Annotated in this window: 9 protein-coding genes; 5 read left to right on the top strand and 4 right to left on the bottom strand. The window is 38.3% G+C overall.

Annotated elements, in window-relative coordinates:
• The first annotated feature begins 5 nt into the window (after window positions 1-5).
• Window positions 6-1163 (top strand): hypothetical protein, encoded by a 1158-nt coding sequence (locus tag HDF25_RS02755; RefSeq protein ID WP_184622491.1) that lies wholly within the window; start codon window positions 6-8, stop codon window positions 1161-1163.
• Between the two features lie 560 nt (window positions 1164-1723).
• Window positions 1724-3127 (top strand): hypothetical protein, encoded by a 1404-nt coding sequence (locus HDF25_RS02750; RefSeq protein WP_184622489.1) that lies wholly within the window; start codon window positions 1724-1726, stop codon window positions 3125-3127.
• Between the two features lie 70 nt (window positions 3128-3197).
• On the opposite strand, the gene HDF25_RS02745 is transcribed toward HDF25_RS02750, so the two are convergent.
• The gene (locus HDF25_RS02745) at window positions 3198-5573 is read right to left on the bottom strand and encodes an ABC transporter permease (protein ID WP_184622487.1); all 2376 of its coding nucleotides are present in this window, start codon (window positions 5571-5573) and stop codon (window positions 3198-3200) included.
• A gap of 142 nt (window positions 5574-5715) precedes the next feature.
• The gene (locus HDF25_RS02740) at window positions 5716-7329 is read right to left on the bottom strand and encodes a Na+/H+ antiporter (RefSeq protein ID WP_184622485.1); all 1614 of its coding nucleotides are present in this window, start codon (window positions 7327-7329) and stop codon (window positions 5716-5718) included.
• 246 nt (window positions 7330-7575) lie between these two features.
• On the opposite strand from HDF25_RS02740, the gene HDF25_RS02735 reads away from it, so the two are divergent.
• From HDF25_RS02735 to HDF25_RS02725, 3 genes are all read left to right on the top strand, one after another.
• Window positions 7576-8391, top strand: coding sequence for a sterol desaturase family protein (locus HDF25_RS02735; RefSeq protein ID WP_184622483.1), 816 nt, complete (start codon window positions 7576-7578; stop codon window positions 8389-8391).
• A gap of 30 nt (window positions 8392-8421) precedes the next feature.
• On the top strand, window positions 8422-8835 hold the full coding sequence (locus HDF25_RS02730; RefSeq protein WP_184622482.1) for an EamA family transporter: 414 nt from the start codon (window positions 8422-8424) through the stop codon (window positions 8833-8835).
• A gap of 64 nt (window positions 8836-8899) precedes the next feature.
• On the top strand, window positions 8900-9910 hold the full coding sequence (locus tag HDF25_RS02725) for a YncE family protein (protein ID WP_184622480.1): 1011 nt from the start codon (window positions 8900-8902) through the stop codon (window positions 9908-9910).
• An 89-nt stretch (window positions 9911-9999) separates the two neighbouring features.
• On the opposite strand, the gene HDF25_RS02720 is transcribed toward HDF25_RS02725, so the two are convergent.
• Window positions 10000-13017 (bottom strand): efflux RND transporter permease subunit, encoded by a 3018-nt coding sequence (locus HDF25_RS02720; RefSeq protein ID WP_184622478.1) that lies wholly within the window; start codon window positions 13015-13017, stop codon window positions 10000-10002.
• 1 nt (window position 13018) lies between these two features.
• Window positions 13019-13948, bottom strand: coding sequence for an efflux RND transporter periplasmic adaptor subunit (locus HDF25_RS02715; RefSeq protein WP_221450836.1), 930 nt, complete (start codon window positions 13946-13948; stop codon window positions 13019-13021).
• Window positions 13949-13990 lie beyond the last annotated feature (42 nt).

Raw genomic sequence — 13990 nt, 5'->3', positions numbered from 1 at the left:
ATATTATGATTTCACCATTAAAATATAAACCTGTTAACTGGGTAGATGGGATGAAACTATCGAGCAACCATTTTGTTGCTACCGATCAGTTCAACCAGGACTTTGTAAGGGATGCCAGTTCAGTATTTATCAGTAATTTCAATTATGGCCTTCTTCCCCCTTTTTCGGGTGAACGTGTATCACATGATATTGAAATCACTGAAAAGGCAACCAATCATATTGAAATTAAGGTGAGACATTGTAATGCAATTACAGCCGAAGGGTGCAGGATTGATATCCCTCAGACTTCGAACTATGATAACCAGGTTTCACACAGTCAGTTTTTCAGTAATGAGAACACTGATTATTCAAAAGTTACAATTTACAATATCCTGCTACTGGTTAATCCTTTTGAAAGGGTTCCTTCCGGGAACCCTGATCCAAGGGACAATCCACCCCGCTATCCTGATATTTCGAAAAAATACAGTATTTCTATCCTGCCTGCTTCTGAGATAACACCAAATTCATCAGATAATTATCACCTGACTATCGGACAATTTGTTCTGGATAATGGCAGGATCTCGATTAACACCAGTTATATTCCGCCTAGCAGCTCGGTTATCAGCCATCCTGCACTGATCCGGTATTATGAATTATTCAGTTCATTAATTAACGATCTGCAACTGGCTGCCTTTAAAATCATTGATAAAACTTCGGCGAGAGATTCTATCACTCCCCTGGGGAAAAATATCCGTTTACTTTCCGAAAAACTTTTGGATTATATTGCCCAGATATTTTTCAGTTACAGAAACCTGGGCTATCAGCAATCACCTGTACATATCGTAGGTTACTGCTCTAATCTGGCGCATGTATTTTTCACAGGTATTAAACTGATCGAACCCAAAGAAAGGGAAGAGATGCTGAAGTATTTTTATGAATGGCGTGATGTAACCCCGGGTAATTTTGAAGAGCTTTTAGCCCGTAATATTGAAATGATCTATGATCATCAGAATATACAGGCTTCTATGTCTACTGTCGAAGAGTTTTTAAAAGTAATGGTAGCACTCTGGAATAAATTAAGCATGCTGGAATACATTGGTCAGCGTAAAGAAAATATTGTGGTTGCTGAACAGCAAATGGTACAGCAGGTACAAACAAAAAGAACCTGGACTTTACTCGATTAGATTATAATAGAGGACAGATAGGAAATATTTCCTATCTGTCCTCTATACATTTATGCCATTCGGCAAATGGCAGCATGTCGAAAATTAAATCCTGACATGATCTCGCCCGAAATTGTGATTCTGATTAAAATTCAACAAAAAACAATTATATGATTTTCTTTAAAATGGTTTGGAATCCAATACTATTAAGGGTAGCTATATTTTATACGTGAATAAACACTTTTTGGGAGATAATATTAAGTTTAACCAGCTACCCCGAAAGTTATTCTTTAGGCCTTTGTATGGTTGTCGCCTGGATAATAGCTTTATTTGCTATAATAATATGGGCTATTATAGAAAGGAGAAATTGGTTTCGTAAAGGAACTTTATTGTCATCACTTATTTTACTGTTCTTTTGTACACCAGCGCCTTCTCTTATCATTAGAATGTCCATTAGAGGATAGTTCACCATTCTTTAAAATGCTTTATTTGGGTGAAACCATCATAAGCATACCGTTTACAAACAACAATGGATATGCTTATGATAGCTTCATCACCAATAAAAAACAACATATACTCCAATGAAAAAATATATAAGCTTGTTTTTCTTAACAGTTTGCCTTGGTTGTACGCACAGAGTGCATACGACACACAATTTTGATGATAGCCCAAAAGACACGATCGATTCTACAAAAGCGATTAGTCTTTTTGAGCAGGTAAACCTGCCCGAAAATTTTTCCAAACTTGAAACATATTTCAAGTTTGTTCCTCATAACATCAATACCATAAAGCCTATTGAAATTTCGGATAAACTGTCATCTTTTAATATCAAGAATTGCAACGAAATAACAAACGCAGCAAGATTGAATGATGGTACCATATTCATTGTTTCAGATAATTGGGGGGAAGAGGCTAAGTCTTCCTTTGTCTATCTAAAACCTATTGGAGGAAACGAAACAGTTCCATATCAAAAGATTGTCAGAAAATCATACATAGCACCCAATGATGAATACATGTGGTTTTTGGAAGATTTTTCGACAGAAGTTTCTGATGGATATAATTTAAAATTGTACGATATTGTTCATAAAAAATGCTACGATTTCAAAGATTTAGTTTCAAACTCAACTGTTTTTCAAGATATTGGAAATAAAGTCACGAATGATCCAGATTATTATGACCGGGGGAAAGGAATTATTCCATTTTCTATGGAAGCTTATGATTTTCACCTAACTTTTACCAACGATGGACAAACCGATTTTGAACTTGTTTGCAGCATAATGGGGAAACCGGGACAAAGCCTCAAATATAAATCAGTACATTTTATTCTACCAGACTTAAAAAAATTATTGCAAAAAAAGATATATCTGGAACCAACAAGTACGAAGGACGTTGATAAAATTTATAGAATCTATAAAGCCAATCCGTACTCCGTTATTTCAAGTGACAGCTTAAAGATAACAAATAAAAATAATTGCTTAAAGAATGTCCCGTATTCGAATGTAGAGATGAATTTTGGATTGCCCTATCCAGTGCCACTATTGAATTCTACTTCGGAGTTACGCGGTTTTTATTTTTACTTAACCCCAAAGACCATGAAACCTACAGCTATGGATGGCGGTGAAGGATTCATAGGTACCAGCAGTACTGAAAATTCTGCAAGATTTACAGGTGCCCAAATTGTTTCAAAAAATGGTTGTTTGGAACAGTTGTACGTTCATGGAATTGGAGTTGTGCATAAAATATACCAATACAAACATTATATAATAACTGCCAATAGAATTGAAAACCCCAATACAGAAATGAACAGGCTTATTGTTTGGGATTTGAATACCAACAAAGCGATATTGGCACTTGAACAAAGTGAATTTAATAGTGGGTCAGTTGACTATCTGTTTTTTGATGAAGCAAAAAAAGAAATTATTGGAATCATAAATTACACCCCTTGCCTATTCAAATGGAAAACAAATAAGATATTTGATGAATGAGGAACATCCGTCAAATCTTCTGAAAAACAAGTATCCTGGACTTCACAAAAACTACAAAGTCTTTTCTGTATTATTCTTCTCTAAGACAGCTTATAGGATTTTTAAATCCGGCTTTGATGGCCTGCATACTGACTGTAATCCATGAAATCAGCAATGCCAGAAACCCTGCACCCGCAAAATACCACAATTGCAGATCTATTCTGTAAGCAAAGGTGTCCAGCCATTGTCCTGCTATGATATAACTCAGTGGAAGAGCAATCAGAATTGCAATCAGTACTGGCTGAATAAAATCTTTGGACAAGCTGTAAATAATTTCCCACTCGTTTGCTCCCAGTACTTTTCTAATCCCAATTTCCTTGAGTTTGCGTTCTGCTGTAAAGGAAGCCAGGCCAAATAATCCCAGACAAGATATAATCACAGCGAGTCCGGCAAAATACCTGGATAACAGAGAAACCCTGTTTTCTGAAACGTATTGTTCCTGAAAATCCTCATCTAAAAACCGGTACTGTAAAGCTTCACCCCCATTAAAATCTTTATAAATCTGCTGAATCCCCGCAATAGCTTCTCTTTCCTTACCCGCTTTCAGCTTAATCATTATCCTGTTCGTATTTTGTGCATCATACTGGAAAAACATAGGTTTCACGACTTCATGCATAGATTCAAAATGCACATTCCTGACCACTCCTATAATTTGAAGCTGTTTACCCCATAAAGTAAATATCTTTCCTACAGGGTTCTTTAATCCCATAATTTTTATAGCAGCTTCATTAAAAATAACCTTGGTACTATCGGCACCGTATTTACTCGAAAAAGCACGCCCCTGAACCATCTCCATGCCCATTGTCTCAATCAGACCACTATTGATCCCCGCAAACTGAAAGTTAATCACTTGTTTAGGATTTCTTCCCTCCCAGCTGAAATCTCCTATGGTTGATTTCAGGTCACCAATAAAGCGCTTGTTCATGCTGGAGGCATTTAGTACACCTGGAATATTTCTGACTTCTGCAATAAATGGATTTCCATTGATTTTCAGCTTTCCTTCTGTTTCAATATAGAGTACATTATCTTTATGATAGCCGATATTTTTATGCTGAACAAACTCAATCTGCTTATAAACCACTAGTACCGAGACAATCAGAATAACCGAAAGGGCAAACTGAAATACAACCAGTCCCTTACGTGTCCATAATTCTCCTGTCGAATGGCTCAGTTTACCCTTCAATGCTGCAGCAGGATTAAACCCGGACAGATAAAGTGCGGGATAACTTCCAGAAATCAGTCCGGTAAAAAAAGAGATACCAAACAAGGTTAACACCAGTTTCCAGTCAAAATGCAGCACTAAATGTTTACCGGTTATTTCATTAAACTGGGGAAGCAGGAGTTCGACAAAAAGCAAAGAGATAAATAAAGACAAAAAAGATAACAACATAGACTCACCTATATACTGAAGGATCAGTGACCCACGGCTGGCTCCCATTACTTTCTTGATACCAACTTCCTTCATTCTTACAGATGCTCTTGCGGTAGCCAGGTTCATGAAATTTACACAGGCGATAATTAAGATAAATATAGCTATCAGCGAAAACAATCTGACATATTCGATCCTGCCGCCAGTCTGTTTCCCATTCTCATACTTATCATATAGATAACCATCAGCATATGGTCTGATCAGCAGTTCGCGGGTATTCTGACCTTTTGATTTCATGAACCCTTTCATTTTTGCCTTCAGCACTTCCAGATCTGCTCCTTTTTTTAGAACGATAAAAGTATTTGGCCCATGATTCTCCCATTTTAAAAAAGGAGATCCTGGATCCATTAACATTGCAATAGAAGCTATAAAGTCAAATTGCGCAGAAGAACTGCCTGGTATATTTTTAAATACCCCCGAAACCAGTGCGTGATTTTCTTTACTCATATCTGAATTTTCCCAGACCACCTCTTTTCCCAGAACATCAGTACTATGAAATAATTTCATAGCCATCGCCTCCGAAATGACAATAGAATTTTTACTGTTTAATACCTGGTTGATATTACCAGAACTTAGCGGATAGGAAAATACTTTAAAAAAATCTTTACCGGCAAATATTCCGGCACCATTAATCCCTGTACTATTCCGGACAGATAGTTTGCTCTTCGCAATCCAATACGTAGGAGAAGCTATCACAGCCTGTTCAACCTCCGGCATCTCTTTCACCAATGCCTCGGCCAGGATTCCTGCCGTTCCATCAGTCGTATTTATTCCGGTTTCTGTACGTTCATTTTCAAGCACCTGATATAACTGATTGCTCCTGGTATGAAACTGGTCGATATGAATCTCATCATTTACCCATAAATAAATGAGCAAAGCACAGGTTAAACCCGCTGAAAGACCAACCAGGTTGATAAAGAAAGAACTTTTATACCTTTTAAAATTTCTGAAGATCAGTAAAAGATGATGTTGAAACATAATATTGTCTGGTTTTTCCTACTATAGCCAATCCTGGTGCCATCCTTCCAAAACACGTTTAAATGTTTAAAAAAGGCAATGCACATTTAAATGTGCACGATAATGAACAGTCAGGTGTGCGCATCCGTACAAGCTATCCATATTAATGTCCGGCTTTTAATATTTTTGTCTCATCCAGATCCAGCTGGCTCTCCTGTTTACGGATTTCTTCATCACTGTAAAACTTTTCCCCCCTTATGATATGCAGTTCCTGACGTTGTACAGCATAAATATCAAGTAAAATACTGTTATATTTTTCCACCTCTGATCTTTTCAGATCATCACATTCCAGGGATTCCAGACGCTGACCCATAATCGAAATATCATTACTCAGCTGATCTTTAAGAAAACCTACCAGTTCATTATCCCTTGCTTCGGCTGTATATTTTTCGTCTATTATTTTAACAGCTACATTCATTAACCGGAGTTGAATTCCCGCCTCCTGTTCTTCATCTGGCAGGAAATCACCCGTATCTTTAATTTTAATCCATTTAATCAGCAAAGGGAGTGTCAATCCCTGAAAGACTAAAGTCACCAGGATAACCACAAAGGTGATAAACAAAATCAGACTGCGGTGAGGAAAAACCCGTCCATTGGTCAGCAATAATGGAATAGAGAGTGCAGAAGCCAGTGAAACGACTCCTCTCATTCCAGCCCAGCCCACAATCAGGGGCCCCTTCCATAATGGATTTTTCGGGTCCATTCTTTTCGTATTGCCCAGCCATTTAGGGACATAGGCAATCGGAAGAACATATAAAATTCTGATTAAGATAGAGATCAGGCTAATCACCAGACCATATTGGATTGCTTCAGCAATTGAATACCCACCCATATCCGACATGATTACAGGTAGTTCCAGCCCAATAAGGATAAAAACCAGTCCATTCAGTATAAAAACGACAGTTGCCCATACACTGATGGCCTGCAAACGCGAATTCCCGGTAGTAAATAATTCATGTGAACGATAAGAAAGAAATAATCCCCCGCTTACAACTGCCATGACTCCCGAAAAATGGAATTGTTCAGCAGCTATGTACATAATATATGGGGTCATTAAAGTTAGCGCGGCATCAATGCTTGGCGTGGTCGGTAGAAAACGATGTACCACGTACATTACATGTGCAATTGCAAGACCAACAACAATCCCCATACCCGCAACCAGAAAAAAGGAACCTACCGCTTGCCCCATCGAAAAATATCCTGACAATACCGCTGCCAGGGCAAAACGAAACACAATCAGACTGGATGCATCATTAATCAGACTTTCCCCTTCCAGCACCGCAATCAGCCTTTTAGGTATTTTTACATTTTTCAATACTGAACCTGCTGCAACAGCATCGGGAGGAGAAATTACACCGCCCAATAAAAATCCCAGGGCCAGTGTAAAACCAGGGATCATTGCAGTAGAGACAAAAGCAACAATAGTTGAAGTCAGAAATACCAGACCAAAGGCCAGCATCCCAATTGGCCGCCGCCATTTCCAGAAATCATTCCAGGAAGTGTACCATGCTGCTTCATATAAAAGAGGTGGCAGAAATAAAAGGAATATCATTTCTGGTTCAATTTCGATCCGTGGCATACCTGGAATAAAACTAATTGCCAATCCAGACAGCACTAAAAATATTGGATAAGAGATCTTTAGCTTTTGTCCCAGCATAATCAGGATAAAAACTGCAAAAAGAAGAGTAAGTACAATTAAGAACTGCTCATGAAACATAAACCGGGAATTCTAATTTAATAAATAGATGAAATAGGTGGTTACAAATTACAGATTAATCACCGCAATCACAAAAACGTCCTTCATACACGAGTAAAAGCCTTTTATTTTTTTTAATCTTGTTTTAATTACAATTACAATTTCATGTAAATTTTACAAAACATTTTTATACTTTAGTTTTACTACAGTATTAATTCTTATCATTGTTTACATTAACAAAACAAAAATCTCTAACAAACACTATTCATGAGCACGATTTCATCCATGCTAAAAGATCATGGTACTCTTATACAAATTATTTTATACCTGATAGTAATTGTCTCTATATGGCTTGCCGAATTTAGTGTTGCAGTTTATTCTCTGAAAAAAAAATGGCAGCACACCTGGGTTAACCTGATGTTTATCCTAACTGCTTTACCTATTCAACTTGCACTTACACTTGTTGTTATATTTATATCAGGGTGGGTTGGTATCCATCATTGGGGAATTCTGTATCTTCTTCCCAATTCTCAGAGTATATGGGTAAAATATGTGATAGGTTTCTTCCTGATGGATTTCTTTGAATATGTATACCATGTATTCATGCATAAGGTAGCTCCTTTATGGAGATTCCACCTGGTTCATCATACAGACGTAGAAATGGATGTATCTACTACTGTGAGGGAACATCCGGGTGAAACTTTAGTCAGAGTTTGTTTCCAGATGCTCTTTGTATTTATGGCTGGTGCTTCTATTGGCTTACTGCTCATCAGACAAACTGTGCAGACATTTGCCAATCTGATTGCCCACACACATATCAGACTTCCTAAAAAAACAGATAAAGTATGTGGATTATTATTTATCACTCCTAATCTTCATCACGTACATCATCATTTTGAACTACCTTATACAGATTGTAATTATGGAGATGTTTTCAGCATCTGGGATAGATTATTTGGCACCTATAAAGAAATGGAAGCCACAGATATAAAATTTGGACTGGATGTGTACCATGGTCACTCTCCGTCAAACTTTTTTCAGTTGATTAAATTTCCATTTTTCAAAAAAAACAAACCTGCTTAACTAATTCAGGTTAACCAGTAACCGGGGCCTATGTGGTGGATATATGCTTTACTATCAGCTTTTTTTGCAGCCTTAACGGCGATACTGGCAAAAATAGGAATTAAAGGAATAGACTCTAACCTGGCCACAGCAATCAGGACAGTGGTTATTTTACTACTAGCCTGGGCTATTGTATTTTTCAGAAATGATCATCATGGTATCGCTAGTTTAACCAAACAGAACTGGACTTTCCTACTGTTATCAGGTCTTGCCACAGGCCTTTCCTGGATCTTTTATTTTAAGGCGCTGCAAATGGGAAAAGTTTCACAGGTTGCCCCTGTTGACAAAGCAAGTGTAGCCATTGCGATTCTGTTATCGGCAGTATTTCTGGGTGAGGCAATCACTTTAAAAACAGCAATCGCGGTACTATTGATTATTGGCGGAACCATTATTCTGATTTTCTGATGAGTTATTTTTTCACTTCAGAATTCCTACAGACTGTATGTGTTTTTTTGTTAAAAAAATCATTATGAAAAATACGGCAACCTTAGCCTTACTCCTTCTTAATTTTTGTGCTGCAACTGCATTACAGGCACAAACAAAAACAGGTATTCACTTGCTAAATACGCATAAGGTGAGCGGTAGTGATAAATGGGATTACCTGCTTGCAGAGCATTCTCTGAACAGATTATACATTGCTCATGGTACACAGGTAAACATTTTAAATGCAATGACAGGTGATTCTGTCGGCGTAATTGCAAATACTCCCGGAGTACATGGTATAGCTATTGTACCGGCCTTAAAAAAAGGATACACCAGTAATGGACGCACAGGAGAGTGTACTGTTTTTAATGTAAATACAAATGCCGTATTGAAAACAATTAAAGTCGGAGATAATCCTGACGCTATTTTTTATGATGACTTCTCCAAGAAAGTATTTGTATTCAATGGTCACAGTCTGAACGTCAGTGTGATTGATCCGGTAAAAGATCAGGTTATTGCAACTATTCCTTTAGGAGGCAAACCAGAAACCGGTGTTTCTGATGGAAAAGGAAATATCTATGTGAACATAGAAGATAAAAATGAAATTGTAAACTTCGATGCCACTACGTTTAAAGTAAAGAAACGTTTCAAACTGGAAGGTGCAGAAGAACCTTCAGGATTAGCCATTGACAGAGTAACATCCCGTCTGTTTATTGGTTGTTCAAATAAAGTATTATTGGTACTGGATGCAAATACAGGTAAAAAAATCAGTTCCTTACCTATTGGTGAAGGAAGTGACGGAGTTGCCTTTGATCCCCAGTTAAAATTAATCTACAGTTCAAACGGTGAAGGAACACTAACGGTAATCAAAGAAGTAAGTAACAATCAGTATACCGTTCTTGAAAATATTAAAACTGCTAAAGGTGCCCGTACACTGGCATTAGACTATAGCAACCATCATATCTTTTTACCCACAGCAGATCTTAAACCAGGTGAGGGTAACAAAAGACCAGTGCACATTCCCGGAACATTCAGGGTATTGACATTCGGTAAGTAAAACACAAACACACCACAATGAGAAAGCGGCATGGTACCTTGTACCAGCCGCTTTTATTTTTATGTTAAATAACCTCCTAGTTTGAAATACTAGTGATAGAACTTCCTCACCATACTCGGCAAAACAATCAGCAGTAAGGGCAATGCAATAATAAAACCGCCAATTACCGCAATGGCCAGGGGCTGATGCATCTGCGCACCGGCACCAATTCCTAAAGCCAGTGGCATTAAAGCTATAATAGCCCCAAGAGCAGTCATCAGTTTTGGCCTTAACCTGGTTGATATAGAATAAACAATTGCCTCATCCACAGTTTTATCCAGTAATGACTCCTTGAATTGCAGAAAAGTAAAAATGGCATTCTCTCCTATAATCCCCACAATCATAATCAGACCTGTATAACTTCCTACGTTTAATGGTGTATGTGTTAAATATAAGCCAAGGTAACTGCCTGAAATGCCTAACAAAGAGATAATCAGAATAATAAATGCGATCCTGAAATCTTTAAAAAGAAATAAGATTACACTGAATACCAACATACTGGAAGTGATCAGAATGGTTAGTAATTCCTTGAAGGACTGTTGCTGTTCAGCATAAGCACCACCATATTCGATATGATAACCTGCCGGCAGATTAATCTGAGACTTCACATTTTTCTGGATATCAGCCATTACACTACCCAGATCTCTCGATTCCAGCCTGGAAGTAACCACACCAATGGATTGCAGGTTTTCTCTTTTAATCTCTGCATCTCCAGCTTTGATCTTCACTTCAGCCAGATGCTCAATAGGAACAACTCCGCCACCTGGTAAAAACAACTGTAACTTATTGACATCAGCAATACCAAATTGTTTACTGCCAGGATAAATCATTCTGATTGGCGTTAGCTGCTGCTGATCAAACACATTCCCAATTACATTACCTTGTAAAGCATTCTGAAGCTGAAACTGAAAATCACCTGGTGTAATTCCATATTGTGCCAGTAAAGCAAAATTTGGTTGTATACTCAACGAAGGTCCTGCAATTACAATCCCGTTAAACACATCGGCTGTACCCTTAACTTTTCCAAGCACATCAGCAACCTGTTTAGACAGACTTTTCAATTTATCCTGCTCATTACCAAATATTTTAACTTCAATAGGTTGGGTAGAACTCATCAAATCGCCAAGCATATCCCCTATTACCTGTCCAAAATCAACTTTTAATGCTGGTTGAGAAGCCTGTATTTTTGATCTGATATCACTGATTACTTCTTCAGTAGTTTTTTCCCTGTCCGGTTTCAGTTGAATGAGATAATCCCCGGTATTTGGTTCTGTAATGAAAAAACCCATTTGTGTTCCAGTCCTGCGCGAATAGGTTTGTACCTCGGGCACTTTAACCAACAGTTTTTCTACTTCTTTTAGCATCCTGTCTGTTTCCTGCAAGGAAGTACCTGGAGGGGAAGTATAATCGACAACGATACTACCTTCATCCATTTCCGGCAGAAAACCCGTTTCTAATTTTGGAAGGACCAGAAAAATAATTACCGCTAAAACCAGCATCGTCAAATAACTGATCCAGGGTCTTTGAATAAAGTAATAAACCCATTTCTGCTGATGAACCTGGTGAGTAACCGATGACTTTACTGAATTGGAAGAAGAATCTTTAGTTAAAACCAAATAGATAACAGGCAGACCTATCCAGGTCACAAAAAATGAGCAGACCAGTGTAATAATCATCGTATTGGTCATCACCTGGAAGTAAGATCCTGCAACACCAGTCATCAGGACAAAAGGTACAAAAATTACGATCGTACTGACCGAGGACCCCAGCATAGCGAGAAACAGATAGTCTACGGCTTTTTTAAGCAGTGTTACAGTAGGTTCTTCAGGATGTTCCTCATGTGTCCGGTGGATTTGTTCCACCACGACAATCGCATCATCTATAATCAATCCTATAGCAGCTGCAATGGCTCCTAAAGTCATGATATTTAAAGAATAGCCAATGCCATAGAGTACGATTACCGTCAGACACAAAGTAACCGGAATAGTGATCAATATAACCGCACTTGCCTTAATTGAACGTAAAAAAATAATTGCTACAATAATGGCCAGGGCCAGTCCAATCAGTAAACTATCACTTACACTCCGCACCGATTCTTCTACAAAATCAGATTGCTGATAATAAGGTTTGATCGTTACCCCTTTGGGCAATATTTTTTGCAGTTCTGTAATTTTCACCTGCATTTGTGTAGACAGATCTACCAGATTGGCATTCGGTTGTTTAATGACAGCCACCAGGATAGCGTCTTTACCATTCGCATTAATTCTGGTATAGGCTACCCCTTCCTGGATCTTAACTTCTGCAATATCTTTTACCCTGACTATTCTGTTATTCTTTTTACTGACAATCAGATTCTCGAGGTCTGTCTTTGTTTTAATAGTCGCATCGGTAATCGACAGATACAGGTAATTATAATCAGATAAATAACCGTTGGATTTGATGAAATTTGTCTGTGGCAAGACTGCATTCAACTGATCCGGACTGATCATTAAAGCGCTCATCTTCTGTCTGTCCAGCTGAATCCAGTACTCCTTATCTTTTCCGCCAATTACCCTGATTTCTGAAACCCCGTCAACCTGTGATAAAAATGGTTTGACCGTATAAATCGCTAATTTCTTTAAAGCTATAGATGATTGTGTATGACTTTCTAGCGTATAACCACTCACCGGCAATATAGAAGGGTTCATTTTCTCTACAGAGACATTTACCCCCGCCGGCAAACTGTTTCTGATCTTCTGTATCTGCGATTCGATTCTTTGCTGACTTAAATCAATATCCGCATTCCAGTTCATATAAGCCGAAATCTCACAACTTCCCCTGCTGGTTGTACTTCTGATTACATGAAGATCCGGAACCTGCTTTACTGCATTTTCTAAAGGCCTGGTTACTGTGATCATCATCTGATCTACCGGCTGTAATTCGGCATCCGCAATGATTTTTATTTTTGGAAAGGTAATTTCCGGGAACAAGGAAGTCTTTAACCGCTGATAGGAAAACAATCCCCCGGCCAGAATAAGGATCAGTACGACCAGTAGCGGATTCCTATGGGAAATAAAAAAGTTCTTCATATTATTTAACGATTTTGACTTTCGCCGTATCTGCCAGGCCGTAATTACCTACCGAAATCAAACGGTCTCTTTCATTAAAAACAGGCGATATGATCTGGATCGACTGCTCATTTTCCATCCCTTTTTTCACAATGGTTTTTACTGCTGTAGAATCATTAATGAGTTTCATCACCCAGAATTCATCCTCCGTTTCATTTGTCAGCACAGCCGATTTGGGTAATACCTGTACATTGGCAGCAGCCGATTTTACTACCCTTACCTTTCCAACCAGATTCTCTGGTATGGGATGTGAAGCATTAACTTTTATGATCATTCGCTGCGTTTGTGCCAGCGAATCAACCGCTGGTAAAGAAGACGTGATTATCCCTTTTAATTTTTCACCATCCGGCAAGGTGATTTCCAGTGTCTTATTCTGAAGAATAACACTCCTCATTTCATAAGGAAGATCAAGTAAGAAGACCAGACTGGATTGATTAATAATGGTAGCCAGTGCCTCCCCATCCTGCACGTAATCGCCTTTTTGATGGCTGACAGAGGTTACAAAACCACTTTTTTCTGCACGGATAGCAGAAACTCCCGAAAATTTAAATCCAGGATCAAGTTCATTAATTGAGTTTCCTATCGCCCTTGCCTCCTTCGTAATAATCTTAAACAAAACCTGATTACTGCCGACAATAGCCCCAGCCTGTATAGTTGCACTTTGCAGATAGCCATTCGTATTAGCTTTCACGACACTCTTTTCCAGATAGGTAGAGGTCGCATTCAATACAATATCGTCACTGAGCGTTGAATTTGCTACAGAAACGACCTGTACAGGAGTTTTCGGGACTACAGTTTCTTCGGCCGCAGACTTTTTAGAATCACTCTGACAGGATATCAGGACAAGACTAAATAAAGAGATGAATACCGCGTTAATTATGGTCTGTTTCATGAGTACGTATTTGTTTTTGTCCATTTACATAGACTATATATC

The organism is Pedobacter cryoconitis, from assembly GCF_014207135.1.
GTDB lineage: Bacteria > Bacteroidota > Bacteroidia > Sphingobacteriales > Sphingobacteriaceae > Pedobacter > Pedobacter cryoconitis_D.
Note: the sequence above shows the minus strand (reverse complement) of the source record. Positions and strands in the feature narration are given on the sequence as shown.